At 36.8% G+C, this 20,575-nt stretch carries 17 protein-coding genes; 7 read left to right on the top strand and 10 right to left on the bottom strand.

The features are described from left to right. Nucleotides 1-6: 6 nt before the first annotated feature. The 4 genes from EKL95_RS11620 to EKL95_RS11605 all read right to left on the bottom strand — a co-directional run bounded on the left by EKL95_RS11620 (nt 7) and on the right by EKL95_RS11605 (nt 5,578). Nucleotides 7-3,456 carry a SusC/RagA family TonB-linked outer membrane protein gene (locus tag EKL95_RS11620; RefSeq protein ID WP_126564274.1) on the bottom strand — a complete coding sequence of 1,150 codons (3,450 nt, stop codon included), beginning with the start codon at nt 3,454-3,456 and terminating at the stop codon, nt 7-9. Between the two features lie 89 nt (nt 3,457-3,545). After that, on the bottom strand, nt 3,546-4,490 hold the full coding sequence (locus tag EKL95_RS11615; RefSeq protein ID WP_126564273.1) for a FecR family protein: 945 nt from the start codon (nt 4,488-4,490) through the stop codon (nt 3,546-3,548). A 92-nt stretch (nt 4,491-4,582) separates the two neighbouring features. Further along, nucleotides 4,583-5,167, bottom strand: coding sequence for an RNA polymerase sigma factor (locus EKL95_RS11610; RefSeq protein ID WP_126461145.1), 585 nt, complete (start codon nt 5,165-5,167; stop codon nt 4,583-4,585). A 189-nt stretch (nt 5,168-5,356) separates the two neighbouring features. Continuing rightward, the gene (locus EKL95_RS11605; RefSeq protein ID WP_126461142.1) at nt 5,357-5,578 is read right to left on the bottom strand and encodes a hypothetical protein; all 222 of its coding nucleotides are present in this window, start codon (nt 5,576-5,578) and stop codon (nt 5,357-5,359) included. A gap of 833 nt (nt 5,579-6,411) precedes the next feature. Here EKL95_RS11605 and EKL95_RS11600 point away from each other — a divergent pair. Next, on the top strand, nt 6,412-7,623 hold the full coding sequence (locus tag EKL95_RS11600) for an MFS transporter (RefSeq protein ID WP_126556334.1): 1,212 nt from the start codon (nt 6,412-6,414) through the stop codon (nt 7,621-7,623). Nucleotides 7,624-7,909: 286 nt separating this feature from the next. Further along, entirely contained in the window at nt 7,910-8,548 is a 639-nt protein-coding gene (locus EKL95_RS11595; RefSeq protein ID WP_126556331.1) for a peroxiredoxin, read from the top strand. Nucleotides 8,549-8,630: 82 nt separating this feature from the next. On the opposite strand, the gene EKL95_RS11590 is transcribed toward EKL95_RS11595, so the two are convergent. The 6 genes from EKL95_RS11590 to EKL95_RS11565 form a co-directional block, all read right to left on the bottom strand. Further along, complete coding sequence (locus EKL95_RS11590) at nt 8,631-9,512, bottom strand: DMT family transporter (RefSeq protein ID WP_126556329.1); 882 nt, start codon at nt 9,510-9,512, stop codon at nt 8,631-8,633. Further along, nucleotides 9,512-10,093 (bottom strand): GDP-mannose pyrophosphatase NudK, encoded by a 582-nt coding sequence (gene nudK / locus EKL95_RS11585; RefSeq protein ID WP_126515818.1) that lies wholly within the window; start codon nt 10,091-10,093, stop codon nt 9,512-9,514. Before nudK ends, EKL95_RS11590 begins: the two co-directional genes overlap by 1 nt. 61 nt (nt 10,094-10,154) lie before the next feature. After that, complete coding sequence (locus tag EKL95_RS11580; protein WP_126461129.1) at nt 10,155-11,426, bottom strand: adenylosuccinate synthase; 1,272 nt, start codon at nt 11,424-11,426, stop codon at nt 10,155-10,157. Nucleotides 11,427-11,457: 31 nt separating this feature from the next. Further along, complete coding sequence (locus tag EKL95_RS11575) at nt 11,458-11,940, bottom strand: Fur family transcriptional regulator (protein ID WP_126461125.1); 483 nt, start codon at nt 11,938-11,940, stop codon at nt 11,458-11,460. Nucleotides 11,941-12,056: 116 nt separating this feature from the next. Further along, nucleotides 12,057-14,276 (bottom strand): RelA/SpoT family protein, encoded by a 2,220-nt coding sequence (locus EKL95_RS11570; protein ID WP_126556323.1) that lies wholly within the window; start codon nt 14,274-14,276, stop codon nt 12,057-12,059. A 393-nt stretch (nt 14,277-14,669) separates the two neighbouring features. Next, nucleotides 14,670-15,455 (bottom strand): TrmH family RNA methyltransferase, encoded by a 786-nt coding sequence (locus EKL95_RS11565; protein WP_126556320.1) that lies wholly within the window; start codon nt 15,453-15,455, stop codon nt 14,670-14,672. Nucleotides 15,456-15,632: 177 nt separating this feature from the next. Between EKL95_RS11565 and EKL95_RS11560 the strand changes: the two genes are divergently transcribed. Genes EKL95_RS11560 through EKL95_RS11540 form a run of 5 tightly spaced genes read left to right on the top strand, consistent with a single transcriptional unit; the run spans nt 15,633 to nt 20,574 of the window. Next, nucleotides 15,633-16,235 (top strand): trimeric intracellular cation channel family protein, encoded by a 603-nt coding sequence (locus tag EKL95_RS11560; protein WP_126556317.1) that lies wholly within the window; start codon nt 15,633-15,635, stop codon nt 16,233-16,235. Between the two features lie 35 nt (nt 16,236-16,270). Next, nucleotides 16,271-17,221 (top strand): GNAT family N-acetyltransferase, encoded by a 951-nt coding sequence (locus tag EKL95_RS11555; protein ID WP_126564272.1) that lies wholly within the window; start codon nt 16,271-16,273, stop codon nt 17,219-17,221. After that, entirely contained in the window at nt 17,218-18,336 is a 1,119-nt protein-coding gene (locus EKL95_RS11550) for a DegT/DnrJ/EryC1/StrS family aminotransferase (protein WP_126564271.1), read from the top strand. The genes EKL95_RS11555 and EKL95_RS11550 overlap by 4 nt, the downstream gene beginning before the upstream one ends. Nucleotides 18,337-18,338: 2 nt before the next feature. Continuing rightward, a complete protein-coding gene (locus EKL95_RS11545) occupies nt 18,339-19,826 on the top strand; it encodes an oligosaccharide flippase family protein (RefSeq protein ID WP_126564270.1) in 1,488 nt (495 codons plus the stop codon). Continuing rightward, nucleotides 19,819-20,574 carry an acyltransferase gene (locus EKL95_RS11540; RefSeq protein ID WP_231507370.1) on the top strand — a complete coding sequence of 252 codons (756 nt, stop codon included), beginning with the start codon at nt 19,819-19,821 and terminating at the stop codon, nt 20,572-20,574. The genes EKL95_RS11545 and EKL95_RS11540 overlap by 8 nt, the downstream gene beginning before the upstream one ends. Nucleotide 20,575 lies beyond the last annotated feature (1 nt).

The following is a 20,575-nucleotide window of genomic DNA, read 5'->3' as shown; positions in this document are numbered from 1 at the left end:
AATAGTTTAGAAATTCACTTTTAAATTAAAACCATAGGTAGCAGGAGTGGGCATTTGACCCATTTCGATACCGGGTAAAATAGTATCTCCATTTAAGGCTGCCGTTTCCGGATCGAAAATAGGAAAGTCAGAAAGAACCGCTAAGTCTCGACCAAAAACCGATACATCTAAACTTGTAATGCCGGTATTCTTAAGCCATATTGGAGAGAAACTGTATTGCAGACTTACTTCTCTCAATTTTACATAAGAAGCTTCAAAAGAGTTGGACTCGACATTGGCTCTGCGGTAATACCTGGCGTACCAGTCCGGAGTCAGTGCCTCAGTAGTGTTTTGAGAATACGTACCATCGGAATTTAATACTACTCCTTCGCCTACAATCACTCCTTCTTCGCGTCCTTTTATGGTAGATCTGATTTTACCCATTTCAGATAGTTTATGATGGGTTTGGGAATAGATGATACCGCCAAGTTGACCACCCAACATGACATTTAAACCTATGTTTCCAAATTTAAAACTGTTGTATAATCCGGCTCTCCAATCCGGAGTGGCATCGCCTATGTATTGAATTTCATCCGGATAGGCCGGTAAACCCGCATTGTCATATACAATCTGACCGTCAGGAGATCGTACAAAACCGTAGCCGTATATTGCGGTTGTTGTCCCACCCTCTTTGGCAATCAATGTGGCTGAACCTCCTGAACCAATGGTTTGTTGTCCCTGAATACCATCGGCAAGTTCCATGACGCGATTCCAGTTTTTGGACCAAGTTAAAGTGGTTGACCACTTAAATTTATCCATATTGACAATTTTTCCGGTTAGGGTGAGTTCAACTCCTCGATTTCGAACTTCGCCAGAATTCATGATGCCGGAACTGAATCCCGTTGTGATGTCTAAGGGAACAGAAATAATTTGGTTTTTAGTTGTTGTCTGATAGACCGTCGCGTCAAAATTGATTCTGTTTTTGAATAATCGCCCTTCAAAACCGGTTTCAATACTGGTGGTGATTTCCGGTTTAAAATTGGCATTATACAAGGTTGATGGCGCTACTGCTGAACTTGCAAAGGCAGATTGATCGTAGTATTTACTGGTTCTATACGGATCAGTATCATTACCCACTTGGGCAAGAGACAATCGGTATTTAAAATATTCCAGTGATTTGGGTAAGTTGAATATTTCAGAAAGAATAAAACTGGTATTTACAGAAGGGTAAAAGAAAGAATTGTTTTGTACTGGTAAAGTACTGGACCAGTCGTTTCTGCCCGTAACATCTAAGAAAATCTGATCTTTAAAAGAAAGGGAGAACAGTCCGTACAAGCTATTGACTTTTTTATAACTGTCATTTACACTTATGATTGGATTGCTGATCCCATTTGCCAATTTATAAACATCAGGAACTACTAAGCCTTCCACAGCAGCATCCATTCTTTGGTATTTATAGCTCATCGCATTTCCACCTGCTGACGCAGAAAAGGAAAAATCGTTTGACAGCTTATTCTTGTAAGTCAATAAAAAATCAGAATTTACTTCCTGCATAAATACATCCTGTGTTCTAAAAAATCCTTTAGCATACCGGTTGATACTGTAGGGTCTTTTTTGCTCCCGATCCTGATGGTAGGTGTTTAAAGCAGTTCTCAATAAAAGATCTAAATTGGGAGCCAACTGGATTGTGGCGTTCAGATTTCCCACGATTTGGTTACTTGCTAAGGAATTTGTAGCTTCATTGGCAATTAAATAGGGATTATCAATATAACTACTGAAGGGTTGCAGCTGTTGGATTTGGTTTTGACCTTGTCTCCAAATAGGGCGGTACCAATCGAGATCTACATTTGGATTTTGGAAAATCGTAAAGTAGGCGATAGAGCCATTATTGTAACCGGTACTCGGTAAATTGTCACTGTCTCTGTTGTTGTAATTGATCACCGAAGCAATTTTAATTTTATCTGAGATTTTATAATCCGCATTCACAGAGGCTGTAATTCTTTCAAATCCGGTATTAGGCATGATCCATTCATTTTTAGAATGACCAATAGACATTCTCATGGAACCATTTTTGTCCCCGCCTTGAAGCGTGAGGTTGTTGTTTATAGTAATTCCGGTACGCCAGAAATCTTTAATATTATTCTTGTAGGGAGTCCAAGGTGTTCTTTCGGTTCCTTGAGTCTGCGTTACGGGATCGTATTGAAAATAGGATTGTCCGTCAAATTTTGGTCCCCAGGCGCTACTGGTGGAACCCGTATTGTTTCCATCGGCAGAACTTAAATAGGAATAATACGGATTTCCATTTCGATCAAATGATTTTCCGGTACCCTGACCATATTCATATTGGTAATCTGGCCAACGTTGAATGACGTCAAAAGTGACTCCTGTATTATAGCTAATCCCAAGGCCTTTGTTCTTTTTACCGGATTTGGTAGTGATAATTAACGCACCATTTGCGGCACGACTTCCATAAAGTGCAGTGGCTCCGGGTCCTTTTAAGACTGTTACGTTTTCGATATCATCAAGGTTAAGGTCTGAAATACCGTTACCAAAATCAACTGGAGAATCGCGGCCCATATACGCACTGTCAGATCCTGAGCTGGTTATTTTACTGTTTAGGGGAACACCATCTACAATAATTAAGGCATTATTCCCATTGGGATTCAACGAATTATTTCCTCTTAAGGTAATTTGTTGGGAATTTAGAGGCCCGGATCCTGAGGAAACGATATTTAAACCGGCCACTTTTCCTTTTAGGCCTGAAGACCAGTTATTTGGAGCGGTTTGTGCCAGATTATCGGCATTGATAGTTTGTTGCGAAAAACCCAATTGTTTTTCCTGTCTTTTAATTCCTAAAGCAGTTACCACAACCTCGTTCAGCGCATTAGTGTTCGCTGTTAAGCGGATTACCAGTGGCGCAGAATTATTTGCGGATACTTCTTTGTTATCAAAACCCATATAGGAAACTACTAAAATCGCATTAGCCGTGGAGGTGGTCAGACTAAATTTTCCGTCAAAATCAGTTGTGGTGCTGTTTGTAGTTCCTTTTTCTAAAACGCTTGCTCCAGGTAAAGGCAAGCCTTGAGAATCATTTACTGTGCCGCGGGTGAGCTGCTGGATTGAAGGAGATTTGGTTACAGAAATGGTATTGTTGATGCGGCGAAATTGAAAGCCAGTTTGGGCGGTAATTTTATTTAAAATAGTATGTATGCTTTCCTTGTTTACCACTAAAGTCAAACGTTGTTTTGAAGAGGCGATTGCTTCGTCAAAAACAAAGGTGTAAGGAGTCTTTTTTTCTAAGATATCAAAGACTTCCCTGATTTGGATTTCTTTGATGTCGATAGAGAAATTTTTCTCCTCGGTAGTTATAGTTGTATGAGGCATTGCAGCCATTTCAGAAAATATGAAGAGGAAACTGAACAGGTACAGGTATTTTTTTAATTTTAGGGAAAAAAGAAATTGGATTTTCAAATTCATTTTAATAGGTTTTAAATATTTATTTTGTTTTAATGGGATCTCAATTCGAATGCCACTTAAGTATTGGTTTTAATAGCGAATTCCAGCATTTACTTCTTTGGTTTTTCTCGTATAAAAATGGTGTTTTGGTTTTGAACGTGAATTTCTAATTGTTTTACCTCGGCAATACTGTTGAGGATAGTAGTGACATTTTCGTTTTTAAATTTTCCGGTAATCCGGAGTTGTTCTAATTCCGGATGCTCAAAAAGAATGGTCACATTAAATTTATTTTTCAAAATTGCGGCTGTTTCGCCAAGGCTTGTATTTTCGAGTACTATAATATTTTTAGTCCAAGCCAAGAAATCTTCCCGGGTATTGTTTGTGAGCAGTGGAAGCTGTGATGTATGAAAACGCAGTTGTTGATTTTTAGTTAGCAATACGTTGTGATTGGGATTTTCTTTAGAATTCACGGTTACTTTTCCGGATAGCACACGGATGGTATTGGGGTAATTTTCATACGCGCTAATGGTAAAAGAAGTTCCTAAAACTTTGATTTTGAATTGAGGGGTTTCTACTGTAAAAGGACTTTTTGGATTGCGAACTACTTTGAAATAAGCTTCTCCTTTAAGGTCTAGTTTTCGGTTGTTTTTGAAATTGGTTGCGTAAGTAACGCTGCTGTTGCCATTTAAAACCAGCTGACTGCCATCAGGCAAAAAGAGTGTTTTTATTTCCCCTTTGGCAGCGGATTGTGTGATGCGATTTGTACTGGTAGATTGGGTTATTACGAAAGAAATTCCGATAAAAAGAAGTGCAATGGCAGCTATTTTGCCTATATTCGAATAGCGTTTTTGCAGCTTTCCTTTGGGCTTGTTAATGGTAGTATTTATTTTATGCAGGATTGCATTTCTTTTCTCTTGGGTTAAAGAAAGGATTATGATGTTTTGTTCTTTCTCTGTTTGTTTAAAGAAGAAGGTTTCTACAGCCTCTTTTTCGGATAGCGTGCATTTATTTTGAACATATTTTTGGGCTAATGTGAGGAAGTCTTCTTTTTGCAAAACGGGTCTTTTTACTATAAGTACCCGCTGGTATTGTTTTTACGTAGTGGGAAATTCAGTCTTAAAGATTTGGTAACAGAAGGGGGAGTGGATTAACATTGCAGCAACATTCCCGTAATAAAAATCGAGAATTGGCAGGGGTCAATCTTCATTTTAAGCAATTTCAATCCATCACTGATGTGCTTTTCTACGGTGCGGACTGAAATGTTTAATTTTTGGGCAATTTCAATATTGGTGTAATGTTCCAATCGGCTCAGGATTATGACTTCTTGGCTTCTGGGAGGGAGTTTCTTTATTTGCTTAAAAATTTCGGATTCAAATTCTTGGTATACTAAATGCTTGTCGGTTCCGGAAGGATTCGGGATGTTTTGAAGTATTTCAAGATGCCCGGAATCAAATTTTAAATCCCGAATGTGATTGGCAACTTTGTATTTGACGGCTCGGAGTAAATAACCTTCTAAATTTTCAATAAATGTATTGGCTGATTTTTCCCAGAGACTAATAAATATTTCCTGAACAATATCTTCGCAAATGGCTTCCTCTTTGTAGATTTTAAAAGCATAGGTATACAATCTTTTCCAATAACGGTCAAATAAGATGCCAAAGGCAAGCTGATCCTGGTGCTGCAATCTTGTTTGTAATTCCGTATCGGATAATAGCAGTAGTGTTGTTTTCATGCTGTAGTAGTTGCTACAAATGAAATCAATTTTAACAAGCTGGGATTCGAAAGGAGTTTAAGCTATGGTTAACGAATGTCGATGATTTATCCCCAACGGTGTTAAACATTTTTTTTTCTGGTTATTAAAAAGAAAAACGGCGCTGAAATAAGCGTCGTTTTTTATAAAGTGAAAATGGAAGGTTTTAGTTTAGCATTTTTTTCCGCTGACTTTTGCCATTGTTGCCGCACACTTTTTTCCTTCGGCTTTGCATTTTGTTTTGCATGTTTCAACTTCTGCGGCAGTCATTGCTTTGGAGTCTTTTTTGGCACAACAGGATTCTTTTTTAGCTTTTGCGACAGCTTTTACTTCTTGCGCACTAAGAGCAGTAGTGAAGAATGCAATTGCAACAAATGTTAGTATTTTTTTCATGTTATAAATTTTAAAGTTGGTTTATTTACTTTGGATATTGGTCCAAATATAGATAATAATGCGAATCAATTTTAAAATTCAGAGTACTATTAAAAATATAAGTAAGTTTTATTTTTTATAAATATACTTTTTAAGTATTTCTCTAAATAAGTTTTGCTGTTCTGCCATTAATAGGATTATTTTACAGGACTGTCCGTAACTAATACCACTTAATTATTCCAGCCACGAATTACCCGAATTACGCGGAATTTTTATTTTAATTTTAAAAAAAAAATTGCTGAAAATTAATGTGATTCGGTGCTAACTTTTTTAGGAATAGTTCTCTTTTGTAAATATAGTCCACTTAGTCGAGAGTCCTTTTGTTTTTTAGCAACTGTCCTTTTACAGAATTATCCAAACGCTATAATTTAACGCTTTAAATATAAAATATTTTTTAGTAAAACACTCTTTTTTTACCGTTTAAAAGCGGGTATTACCGTTTAAACGCATAAAAATATATTTTTTCTACTTTTTTTGTAAAAAAAAATAGGCAAGGCAGTACTGAATTTCTACAAAGAGAGGCGTAATAATTTCTATAAATACCTAAACAGGATTTTAATTTACTGTAATAACAAATCGTGCTTGTTTTAATTTTTTTCCATCTTTTTTACGGATTAAAACGCAATTTTTAACTAATTTTAGCACCTTATTCAGAGTATACAGCTAGGTCAAAAAGGAGTCAAAAGCATCTTAAATAGTATGGCTTTCAGTCTTTTGTTTTTAATTAATTTAACGGTTTAGGCTGCTTTTTGCTACTCCTTATTCGCGTTAATAATACAGTTTTATTAAAAAATATGAATTCATCTTCTGATAATGCAACACAAATTGACACTGCCGTTATTGCACAGCAAACCGTGTATCCTGTCCTGTTTTCTATTGCATTTGCTCATTTGCTCAATGATTTATTACAGGCCGTTATTCCGGCCGCGTACCCTATTTTAAAAGAAAATTTTAATTTAACCTTCACCCAAATCGGGTTAATTACCTTGGCCTATCAATTAGCGGCTTCCATTTTGCAGCCGATCGTGGGACTCTACACGGACAAAAGACCAAAACCTTTTTCCCAAATTTTCGGAATGCTTTTTACCTTATCCGGAATTGTGGGTTTGTCCTATGCGTCCAGTTTTTCAATGATCATAGTGTCGGTTGTATTGGTCGGGATCGGTTCGTCTATTTTTCATCCTGAAGCATCCCGAATCTCCTTTTTGGCCTCTGGAGGAAAACGGGGTTTGGCACAATCCATTTTTCAGTTGGGGGGCAATGCAGGAACAGCAATCGGGCCTTTACTGGTTGCCTTAATTGTGGTTCCTAATTCCCAATATCACATCATTTGGTTCGTCTCCGTCGCCCTTATCGGATTGGTTGTTTTGAGTAGGATTGCCCTGTGGTATCAAAATCATTTGAGTTTAAGGAGCACTAAAAAAGCGGTAATCAATTTGCCTAATTTGTCCCAAAAAACGATCGCAATCTCCGTGGGAATTTTGATGGTTTTGATATTTTCAAAATTCTTTTACATGGCCAGTATGTCCAGTTATTTCACCTTTTATTTAATCGAAAAATTTGGATTATCAGTGCAGGATGCCCAGTTTCACTTGGTTCTGTTTTTAGCCTCTTGTGCAATAGGAACTTTAATTGGTGGGCCTTTGGGCGATAAATACGGCAGGAAATACGTCATTTGGTTCTCTGTCTTGGGAGCCGCGCCTTTTACCTTACTGTTGCCGTTTGTCGATTTATTTTGGACCGGAGTCCTTTCCGTCCTCATTGGAACTATAATGTCCTCAGCCTTTCCGGCTATTCTGGTTTTTGCACAGGAATTACTGCCTAAAAAACTCGGAATGGTTTCTGGACTTTTCTATGGTTTTGCCTTCGGAATGGGAGGTTTAGGCTCTGCTTTACTCGGAAATCTAGCAGATCACACCAGCATCACTTATGTCTATTACCTGTGTGCCTATTTGCCGCTGATCGGAATTATTGCTTTCTTTTTGCCTAATTTAAAGAAAAAATAATACTTTTTCGTAGCTATATTTACTTCGTCAGTTCGCTTCGCTCGTATCCTGCTCTGTACTTGTATTCCCGATTAATATAAACTACGGCTGAATAGCCTTGTTTTTATTAATCGGGAGATGTCGCTGCTATCAGAGCTTAGGGTATTTGGTTTCCTAATGGCATTATTTTTTAAAGGGCTTCATTCTGGTTTTTATAAAAATTAGTAGAATTTTAAGAGTTGTTTTCCCTCTATAGTGTGTTTATTTCAATACCTTACAGTGTTACTAATTATTAAAATAAACAAGCATGGCAACAGTACGATTAGGCGATATTGCTCCTGATTTTGAAGCAGAAACGTCACAAGGAAAAATAGAATTTTATCATTGGCTGGGAGATTCCTGGGGCATTTTGTTCTCACATCCCGCTGATTTTACACCGGTTTGTACCACTGAGTTAGGAACAGCAGCACTGTATTATCCTGAATTTAAAAAACGAAATGTCAAGGTAATCGCATTGAGTGTAGATAGCGTCGATTCACACATGGAATGGATTAAAGACATCAATGAAACTCAAAATACTACTGTAGATTTCCCTATAATAGCCGATGAAGACAAGCATATCGCGGAACTATATGACATGATTCATCCCAATGCAAGTGAGAGTTTCACCGTTCGTTCCGTTTTTATAATAGGACCAGACAAAAAAATAAAATTGACATTGACCTATCCGGCATCAACCGGTAGAAATTTTGATGAATTATTGCGTGTCATCGATAGTCTGCAATTGACAGCTAATTACAGCGTGGCCACACCGGCCAACTGGAAAGATGGAGACAGTGTTGTAATTTCGCCTGCGGTTAAAGATGAAGATATCCCGACTAAATTTCCAAAAGGCTACGAAAGGGTTAAACCGTATTTGCGAATGACTCCGCAGCCCAATAAATAATGTTTTTTAGAAAACCGTATAAACATGAAAGCAGAATGAAAATAAATTCATTCTGCTTTTCTATTTTGTCAAAAATTAAAAATTACTTCTTATTGGTAATTAATAAACCAGAAACAATGATGCCCATACTAATAATTTGTATCAATCCAATTGCTTGATTTAGGAAAAAGTAAGCAAGAATACCGCTGAATATTGGGATTAAATAATAGATTAGAGCTGTTTTCGATGTGCCTATCAATCGTATGGCTTCGTTCCACAAATAGAAAGAAACCAGCGAAGCAAAAATGCCAACATAGGTGGTAATCAGAATCGTTTTAGTGTCAAAAACAACTTTTTTGTAAAACAAATGTTCACAAAGATAAAAAGGAAAAAGGAGCAGTGTGCCTATTACAAAAACACTAAACAAAAATACTTTTGGTGTTAATTCAGGTGGTTTTTTACGCACTAAAATAGTGTAATACGCAAAAAAGAAGCAAGCCACAAGCATCAATAAATCCCCAATGGTAAAGTTGATTTTTAGCAAGGCCTGAAGCGAACCTTTGGTAATTAGCACTAGAACCCCTGTGATTATAGTTACAATTCCTATGATTTTCAGATTAGATACGGTCTCTTTAAAAATAATTCTGGAGATTACAACAATAAATAACGGAATCGAAATGGCGATTAGCGATAAATTCACAGCACTCGTTGTTTTTCCTGCAATGTAAATTAACGTGTTGAAAATAGTGATTCCCAATACCGCCGTAAACACAAGATACCGGAGGTGTTTTTTAACAATTGTGAAATTTCTAGTAGTGCTTTTTAAAGCAAATGGAGCCAAAACGAGACATGCAATTGTCCAGCGCCAAAAGGCCAGTCCTATAGGAGGAATGTGGTCTTTTATGCCACTGGCGATGACCATATTTACGGACCATAACAAGGTAGCAAATAAGGCAAATAGAACTCCTTTAGTGGGATTACTCATTAAACCAAATTATGAATTTTAGCATACTGTAGTAACATAATAGTCTTGGCATCCTGCATTTGACCAGATTCAATCATGGCATACGCTTCTTCAAAAGACATTTCAATCACATCTATATTTTCTTCCTCATGTGCTACTCCGCCACCGTCACTTACTTTCATAGATTCATCGTACTCGCCAACAAATAAATACAATATTTCAGTTACAGCTCCTGGCGACATATATGTTTCCATGACTTTTTTGACTGTAGAAATACGATATCCTGTTTCTTCTTCGGTTTCTCTAATGATGCATTGCTCCGGATTGTCTTGATCCAAAAGGCCGGCACAAACCTCAATCATCATGCCGGTTTCATTCCCGTTAAGATAGGTTGGCAAGCGAAACTGGCGTGTAAGAATAACGGTTTTTTGTAAAGTGTTATAAAGTAAAATGGCGGCTCCGTTTCCTCTATCATAGACTTCTCTTTTTTGGGTAATCCAGGAGTCGTCTTTTTTTTGATAGTCAAAAGTGACTTTGTTTAAAAGGTACCAATTGTCTGAGAGCAATTCGGTTTTTTGTATTTTAATGGTTGGGTTTTTCATTCGTAGGAATTGATTTTTAAACTAAAAAAAACGTCCCGATTTATCGGGACGTTTCATAATCTTATTTCAGAATCGTTTGCTTTCTGTCTGGACCTACAGAAACAATTTTGATAGGCACTTCTACTTCTTTTTCGATGAATTCAATGTATTCTTTTAATTCGATTGGTAACTCATCATATGTGGTCATACCAGTCAAATCTTGTTTCCATCCTTTGAAATCCTGATACACTGGAGTTACATTTTCCGGTTCAATGTTGTATGGGAAATGTGAAATATTTTCTCCTTTATAATTGTATTCCGTACATACTTTCAACGTTTCAAATCCTGAAAGGACATCCCCTTTCATCATCATCAGTTGGGTTACACCATTCACCTGAACCGCATATTTCAGTGCTACTAAGTCTAACCAGCCACAACGTCTTTGTCTGCCGGTTACTGATCCAAATTCATTTCCAACACGGGCCATAGTTGCACCATCTTCGTCAAAAAGTTCAGTAGGGAACGGGCCACTTCCAACGCGTGTTACATAGGCTTTGAAGATTCCGTATACTTCCTTGATTTTATTTGGAGCAATCCCTAAACCGGTACAAGCGCCTGCGGCAGTTGTATTAGAGGAAGTCACAAATGGATAGGTTCCAAAATCAACATCTAATAACGAACCTTGGGCTCCTTCACATAATATTGATTTACCTGCTTTTTGCGCTTGGTGTAAATATTCTTCACTATCAATAAAGTCTAATTTTTTTAGCTCTTCGATAGCTTCAAAAAATTCTTTTTCTAATTCTTCTAAATTGTATTGTATCGCAACATCATAGAATTTTATCATGGCTTCGTGCTTGTCAGCCAAAGCTCTGTAACGATCTGTAAAATCTTCTAATTCAATATCACCCACACGGATTCCGTTTCTTCCGGTTTTGTCCATATAAGTAGGGCCAATTCCTTTTAAAGTAGAACCAATTTTTGCTTTTCCTTTAGATGCTTCTGATGCGGCATCTAACAAGCGGTGCGTTGGCAAAATTAAATGCGCTTTTCTTGAAATGATTAATTTGTTTTTGATGTCTAAATTAAATTTTTCAAGGCCTTCAATTTCTTTTTGAAAAACTACAGGATCAATTACAACTCCGTTTCCAATGATGTTTACAGCAGTTTTATGAAAAATACCGGAAGGAATAGTTCTAAGAACATGTTTTATTCCATCAAATTCTAAAGTGTGTCCTGCATTTGGACCTCCTTGAAAACGTGCAATAATGTCATATTTCGAAGTAAGAACATCCACAATTTTTCCTTTTCCTTCATCTCCCCATTGCAACCCTAGTAATAAATCTACCGTCATTCTATATGTTATTTGTAGTTAATTTTTGTATTTAGGAACGATCTTGTTCGTCCAGAGTATTCTTTTCCTTTTTTACACCGTAAAGGTATAAGGAGTGATTTGTAATTTCTATATCGAAAATTTCCTCAATTGTTTTTTTGATGCTTTGGATTCTAGGGTCACAAAACTCGATTACTTCACCGGTATCAGTCATGATAATGTGATCGTGCTGTTTGTCAAAATATGATTTTTCGTAATGTGCCTGATTCTGTCCAAATTGGTGTTTGCGCACTAAAGCACAGTCCAATAATAATTCGATAGTATTGTAAAGGGTTGCCCTACTAACCCGATAGTTTTTATTTTTCATTTTGATGTAGAGATTCTCTACGTCAAAATGTTCTTCACTATCGTAAATTTCCTGAAGAATAGCATAACGTTCAGGCGTTTTGCGATGTCCTTTTTTTTCAAGATACATTGTGAAAACATTTTTTACAATTTCTTGATTCTTGTTGTTATCTGTGGAAATGAGTGTCATATGCTGGCAAAGATAAATTTTTTAGTTTAAAGATTAAAATTTCCGGTTTGTTTAGTTTCAAGTTTGTTCCGTTTCAGGTATGAAAAGCTACATTATGTAAAAAACCAGCAACTTTTCTAGGTTTTATAAACTCGGGTTACCTTATCTATTCCATCAATCTTTTTGATATTATTGATTAATTTTTTTAAGATTGTATTGTTCTGAACAATTACGGCCACCTGCCCATGAAAGATACCTGCCTCTGTGCTCAAAGAAATACTCTGGATGTTCACATGCATATTATTCGATATCACTTTTGTCAGCTGGTTGGTAAGTCCTAAAACATCCATTCCGGTTATGTTTATGATGGCTTTGAATTCTTCTTGGGAAGAGTCAATCCATTTGGCCGTCATGATCCGGTAGGCATAGTTGGATTGCATTCCAATCGCGTTTGGGCAATCTTTTTTATGCACTTTTATCCCTTCGTTTATCGTGACAAACCCAAACACGTCATCCCCGGGAATTGGGTTGCAACACGGGGATAATTTATAATCCAGTTTGTCATGTTCTTTGCCAAATACGAGCATGTCATAATTGCTGCTTATTATTGGTTTATGAATGTCCTCATCAGCTGTGCTGGCGGTTCGTTTTATTTTATTCTTGAAAAAATTAATAAAAGTATTGCTTTTTTGGGCCGCATAATCTTTGAGTTGTTGGTTTTCTATAGCGCCAATCCCGACTCTGTAAAATAAATCTAAGCTTGTTTTTAACTTAAAAAAATTGACTAGCTCATTTACAACAGATTCATTTAAAGTTATTTTTAAATGCTTTAGTTTACGCGTCAGCAGTTCTTTTCCTTCTTCTCCAATTTTCTTGGTGTTCTCGTTTAAAACATTTTTTATCTTAGTTTTGGCTCTTGAAGTGGTCACATAATCCAGCCAGTTGATCGTTGGTTTTTGATGTTGTGACGTGATTACTTCAATTTGATCACCACTTTTTAATTCAAAATTCAACGGGACTAATTTTCCGTTTACACGTGTTCCCCTGGTGCGAATGCCTATTTCGGAGTGAATGCTGAAAGCAAAATCAAGCGATGTAGCACCTTTGGGCAAGGATTTTATTTCTCCCTTTGGGGTAAAAACAAAAATTTCTTTTGAATATAAATTCATCTTGAAATCCTCCACAAAATTTACTGCATTTGTCTCAGAATTCTCTAAGGCTTCTTTTAGTAAATTGAGCCAGACATCCAAACCACTTTCTTCGGTAGCGCCATTTTTATATTTGTAGTGCGCAGCATATCCTTTTTCGGCAATTTCATCCATGCGTTCGCTGCGTACCTGAACTTCAATCCAGCGCCCTTTGGGTCCCATTACGGTAATATGCAATGCTTCGTAGCCAGTAGATTTTGGAGACGAAATCCAATCGCGCAACCTACTCGGGCTGGGCCTGTAGTGGTCCGTTACAATGGAGTATATTTTCCAGGCGATGAATTTTTCGTCATGGGGAGTTGATTTGTAAACAATTCGGAGTGCAAATTTATCATACACTTCGTCAAAACTTACATTTTGAGCCTGCATCTTTCTCCGGATGGAGTAGATTGATTTTGGACGGCCTTTTATGATATAATCAATTCCTTCAGTATCTAAGGATGTTTTTAAAATATTTGAAATAGCCTCAATATACGCATCCTGCTCCTCTTTAGTTTCTTTTATTTTACTTACGATTTCATTGTATACTGCTGGTTCCGTATATTTTAATCCTAAATCTTCCAGTTTTGTCTTGATATTGTACAAACCCAATCGATGGGCCAGTGGCGCATAAATGTACAAGGTTTCAGATGCAATTTTAGTCTGCTTGTCCTCTTGCATCGAATCCATGGTTTGCATGTTGTGCAGGCGATCAGCAAGTTTAATCAGGATTACGCGCACATCATCATTTAGCGTCAAAATCATCTTGCGAAAATTTTCGGCTTGCATTGAAACGTTCAGGTCTCTTTGCACCATAGATATTTTTGTTAATCCTTCAACAATTTGGGCTACTTTAGGATTAAATAAGCGCTCGATGTCCTGAATTGTAGTGGGCGTATCCTCGACCACATCATGCAATAATGCAGCTGCAATAGAGGTTGCTCCCAAACCTATTTCTGAAGCAACAATTTTTGCTACAGCGATAGGATGAAAAATGTAGGCTTCACCGGACTTTCTGCGTTGCTCTTTATGGGCTTCTACAGATACATCAAAGGCTTTTCGGATGAGTTTTTTGTCCTCATCACTCAAGGTTTGGTAGCTTATTCGAAGTAACTCTTTGTACTCCTGAGCTATAGCTTTATTTTCTTTTTCTAAATCTATTTCGATCATAACGGCATGGTTCATTTCTTAAAAATAGCAATAAGTTAGCAGATATGCAATTTTATTTAAGCACGATATTACAGGATTTTTTTAAACGCTAAATTTTGAAAGTCATAACTGAAATCAGTCCGTCCGGAAATGGGTTTTATTGTGATTCAGACTGCTTTTCAATTGCCCCACATTCTAAAAATAAATACACATCAGCATGAAAATAGGATTATTCCATTTTACCACACAATTACTGTCTTTGCAGAAAAAATAGCACCATAAAGTTGTGGGAACGTTTGGAAGCAAAATAAAATTTCTCTTTTACCTGAAAGTTGCACTTCTCTAAACCAATTGTCTTTAGGTGTGCCAATGAAAATTTTGAAATCTCCTATCAAAAAAGCATTCATCTTCAGTCTAAAATCCCCGTTGTCTTTTGGCTTCAAAGATCAAGATGGCTGCAGCAACGGAAACATTCATAGAATCGATTTCGCCCTGCATTGGAATAATAATATTTCGCGTGGCTTCTTCTCGCCATGCTGCTGTCAAGCCAGTTGCCTCTGTTCCTACTACTAAAGCCGTTGGTGTGGTGTAATCTTGGGTATGATAGGAAGTGGAGTTTTGTAGCGTTGCACAATAAAAATTGATTTTTCGTTCCTTCAAAAAAGCAATAATTTCTGCTGTAGTTCCGGTTGCAATTTGGTTGGTAAACAAACAACCTACGCTGGAACGCACAATATTTGGGTTGTATAAATCGCTTTTTGGGTTGGCAATAATCACGGCATCCAGATTAGCAGCATCCGCAGTGCGCAACAAAGCGCCAATGTTTCCCGGTTTTTCAGGTGCTTCAGCAACTAGAATCAATGGGTTTTCGGATAATTCTAAATCGGATAATCGCAATGATTTGGTTTTGGCTATAGCCAAAATACCCTCGGTGGTATCGCGATAAGCCAGTTTCTGGTAGACTTCTTTGTTGATTTCGATCAATTCTGCATTTTCAGAAAATTGATGCGCTTCAGTCTCGGAACAAAGTTCAGGTAAAAACAATAAAGTTTCTATTTCGTAACCGCCTTTGATGGCAATTGAAATTTCCCGTTTTCCCTCTATCAAAAAAGTACCGGATTGTTTGCGCGCTTTTGCTTTTTCCTGCAATTGCACTAAGGATTTTATGTGCGGATTTTGTATCGAAGTAATTTGTTTCAAGGCTTTCCTCTATTTAATTAAACACGACAAAGATACACAGAGAAAATCCAGTTTTCTAATCTGATCCGAATATTTATTTGGAAGCAATAGCAGCATTAATGCCAGTTGCTTTGGTTATTTTTACGAGTATTTTCTTTATTTTTGTAGAAATTCCATATTTAAAAAATTTCAATCTAAATGTTTTACTTTCTAGACTTTGTCGGTACGATTGCTTTTACCATGTCAGGCGCATTGACCGCTATGAGTAAAAAACTCGATCCTTTTGGGGTGTTCATCATTGCGTTTGTAACGGCTGTTGGCGGCGGAACCTTACGAGATGTTATGATTGGTAGGACGCCCGTGGGCTGGATGCTGGACCTGAATTACGTGTATGTGATTTTTTTGGGGTTTGTTTTGTCGATTATTTTCAGGAAAAAATTTGATCGTTTGCGCACTTCTTTGTTTTTATTTGATACCGTCGGGCTGGGCGTTTTTACATTAATTGGTCTTGAAAAAGGAATAAATATTGGTTTGCATCCTGTTATATGCATTGCATTAGGAACGATCACAGCTTGTTTTGGAGGGGTTATTCGGGATATTTTATGCAACGATATTCCGGTGATTTTCAGACGGGAAATTTACGCCACGATTTGTATTCTGGGCGGAATGCTGTTTTTTATGCTTCGAGAATTTAATTTGGATAAGGATATTTTATACATAACAACGTCAATTTTTATTATTATAATTCGGTTGATGGCCGTAAAATTCAAATGGTATCTGCCCACTTTAGAACCTAAATAAAAAATGATTACTTTCACAAAGTCTAAAACCAAAGCGTGAAAAATTATACCGTCAAACGATATCAAAAAAGCGATTATACCCATTGGAATTCCTTTATTGGTCAAGCCAAAAATGCTACCTTTTTGTTTCACCGTGATTTTATGGAATACCATGAGGATCGCTTTGAAGATTTTTCAGTACTGATTTATGACAAACAAAAACTGGTAGCAGTTTTGCCAGCTAATAAATTGGAAAACAGCATTTTTTCACATCAGGGTTTGACCTATGGCGGCTTGGTTTATTCAGCTATAATAAAAGCAGAAATAGTAGCGGAACTTGTAGACTGTCTTTTGTCTTTTTTTAAAGACCATAGCATCCAATCCTTTTATTTGAAACAAATCCCTTTTTTTTATCTTTCAAAAGGAAATGCTGAAATGGAGTTTTTCCTGCTTAAAAAAGGCGCTTTTCTGGAGAAGAAAGAAATGAATTTGGCCATTAATTTAGCAATGCCACTGACTGTTTCTAAAAGTAAATTGAAGCATTTGAGAAAAATGGAAGCATTCGACTTGCAACTTGTCGAGGAAGCGGAGCCGGACTCTTTCTGGGAATTGGTTTTAGAACCAAGATTGCGTGAAAAATACAATGCAAAACCAGTTCATACCTTGCAAGAAATCACAAAATTAAAGATATTATTTCCGCAAAACATCAAACAATTTTCAGTGTATTATGACGATGTAATAGTTGCCGGAGTGACGCTGTTTGAAACCGAAACGGTGGTGAAATCACAATACGGAGCTACCACTAAAAAAGGCGAGGAGTTGCGCGCATTGGATTTTGCATTTATTACCTTAATAGAAAAATACAAAAAACAAGGCATGCTTTTTTTTGATATGGGTATTGTAAATGATACTAATGAAAGCGGATTTCATGCCGGACTTTTGAAACAAAAAGAAGAATTAGGCTGCACGGTATATGGTCAAGACTTTTATAAAATGAATCTAGTATGATACCATTTTTAGATTTAAAAAAAACAAACAAGCCCTATGAGACTGCTTTTCAGGAAAAATTAAAAGGGTTTTTAGCGAATGGTTGGTATATTTTAGGGAATGAAGTCAGCGAGTTTGAAACCAATTTTGCGGCTTATTGCGGAACAAAATACTGTATTGGGACGGGAAATGGTTTTGATGCTTTAGTGCTCATTTTTAAAGCCTATATCGTGTTAGGAAAACTGCAAAAAGGGGACGAAGTCATTGTGCCAGCAAACACGTACATTGCCAGTATTCTCGCTATTTTGCAAGCAGATTTAATTCCGGTTCTGAGCGAGCCAAAATTAGAAACCTATAACTTGGATCCCGATTTAATTACAGCAAAAATCACTTCTAAAACAGGAGCTATTCTAGTCGTTCATCTCTACGGACAGCTGGCAGAAATGGAGAAAATAAATGAAATTGCTGCAGCAAACAATTTATTAGTAGTAGAAGATGCGGCTCAGGCTCACGGGGCTTCCTTTGAAGATGAAAGTGCGAAGACCCAAAACCAAAAGCCAAAAACCCAAGCCTATAGTTTTTATCCTGGGAAAAATCTAGGGGCATTAGGCGATGCCGGTGCCGTTACGACTAATGATTCTGAATTAGCCAGGGTTATTCAGTCGCTTCGAAATTACGGATCGGAAACCAAGTATTATAATGACTATGTAGGGATAAACTCCAGATTAGACGAATTGCAAGCTGCTTTTTTAAATGTGAAATTACCGTTTTTAAATGCTGAGAACGACCGCCGAAGAACAATTGCCAATCGCTATTTATCAGAAATAAAAAACGATAAAATAATACTTCCATTTTGGGATTTGTCAAACAATCATGTCTTTCATTTATTTGTCATTCGAACTCAGGATAGAACGGATTTACAAGAATATTTACGTCAAAACGGAATTCAAACGGTTATCCATTATCCAGTTTCGCCCCACCGTCAAAAAGCTTTCTCTTCCGAGACTGCGGGATGGAATATGTTGTCCTTTCCAATTACTGAAAAAATTCATGAAGAAGTTTTGAGTTTGCCCATAAGTCCTGCCTTGACACCGGAGGAGGTTCGTCATATTATTGCAATTTTAAATACATATTAAAAATGTCCGATAGTAAAACGTCATATCATCGCATTGTAAAAACGACTTCGCTTTTTGGAGGTGTTCAGTTTTTTATGATTATTATTGGGGTTATCCGGACTAAGTGTATTACTGTTTTTATTGGGCCTGAGGGAATGGGGATTATTTCTTTGTTGAACTCGGCGATGAATCTTGTGGGCGGTGTTACTGGTTTAGGGATTGAAACCAGTGGTGTAAAACACCTTTCCAGTAGCTACAAAAACGACAATTTAAGTACGATTGCATCTGTAGCAGCACTTATAAAAAAGCTCGCAGTACTAACCGGGATTTTAGGATGCGTTCTTGTGATCCTGTTTTCTAGTTGGCTGAGCCAAATTACTTTTGGGAATTCGAATCATACTTTTACCTTTGTTTTTATTTCGATCACCTTGTTGTTCCGGCAATTAATGATTGGCCAGCTGGTTGTTTTGCAGGGTTTAAGAAAAATGCGGTTTTTAGCCAAAGCTAATTTTTATGGAAATGGATTGGGGTTGTTAGTTTCAATTCCGTTGTATTATTATTACCGGATTGATGCCATTGTCCCCACCATCATAGTTGCCTCTTTAGCCTCACTATTGGTTTCTTTTTATTATTCGAAAAAAATACCATTTGAAAAAAATGTGTTTTCCAAAGAACAAGGAAATACCGAAGGAAAAAGTATTATTAGACTTGGTATTTTATTGACATTAAGTGGTTTGCTGACCTTGTTATCAACGTATTTGATTCAAATTTTTGTTGGAAAATGGGGTGGTTTAGAACAAGTTGGGTTTTATAATGCCGGTTTTACCTTGTTGAATTCCTATGTGGGAGTAATTTTTACGGTCATGAGTACCGATTATTTTCCAAGATTAGCGTTCATTAGTGCGGATAATGAAAAAGTAAGAACCAGTGTTGTTCAGCAATCGTTTGTTTCAATATTGATTATTACACCGGTAATCATTTTGTTTTTAACGTGCATTCCGTTGATTGTGAAAATTATATTTACACCGGAATTCAACGCCATTATTCCAATGGTTTGTTTTGGAATAATAGCAATGTTGTTTCGGGCCGTTTCGTGGTCAATGGGCTATATTTTGATTGCCAAAGGCGATTCGAAAATGTTTATGCGAACTGCTGTTGGATTTAATAGCATTTCGCTTATTTTGAATGTTTTAGGGTATTATTATTATGGTTTGGAAGGTCTTGGATTTAGTTTTTTGCTCTATTATTTCATTCATTTTTTGGGTTTAAAAATAATCACCAAAAAAAGATATGGGTTTTATTTTGAAAGCGATTTTTATAACACTTATTTAATTTGCATCTTGCTGTGTGTGGCAACTTTTTTGTTCCGATACCTTCCAAATCCAATTTTAAAGTATGGCTTAATGTCACTAATGGTAGTAGTGTCGATTGTTTTTGTTTTATTTGAAATGAACAAAAAGACCGCATTAAAAGAATTGTTCAATGCTATAATTAAGAAAAAGAATGATTGAAATACTTAAGAATGTTTACAGAAAAGTAAGATTTTTTTATCATCGGTTACAACTGTATTATTCCGTAAACTGGACCAAAACACTGTACTTTAATTTTAAAAAATTCCCGTATCCTATTGCTAAGCAGCTCCCTGTATTTTTTTATGGAAAAGTAAAATTTACTTCAATAACGGGTGCAATCAAAATTGAGGGGGTTGTCAAAAAAGGAATGATTGGTTTTGGACAACCCTATGAAATAAATACGCTTCACAAAGGAATTGCCGAAATCACTATTTTGGGAACGCTCATTTTTAAAGGTCACATACAATTAGGTAAAGATTATTTTATTTATGTTGGTGACGGTGGATTGTGCGAATTGGGACACATGGCTTCATTGGCCTCAAATGCAAAATTGATTTGTATGGAGCATGTTGTATTGGGGGATTATGCCCGTTTTGGTTCGGAATCACAAATCATGGACACTAATTTCCATCAGATGATGGATACTACTACGGGTGAAAAGTTTAAAATGACTGCACCAATTAGAATAGGAAATTACAACTATGCAGCCAGCAGGGTTACGGTACTGCAAAATACGACTACCCCTGATTTTTGTACGATAGGCTCCAGTAGTGTGTGTACTGCGGATTATACGTCATTTGGTTCAAATATTTTGATTGGTGGTATTCCGGCAAAATTTATAAAAAACGCCATTTCCAGAGATTGGGAAGGAGAGAAAGCCTTGCTGGACGAGTATTTGATAGTGTAGT

Source organism: Flavobacterium sp. LB2P53, from assembly GCF_003970305.1.
Classification (GTDB): domain Bacteria; phylum Bacteroidota; class Bacteroidia; order Flavobacteriales; family Flavobacteriaceae; genus Flavobacterium.
This window is presented reverse-complemented; position numbering and strand designations above follow the sequence as displayed.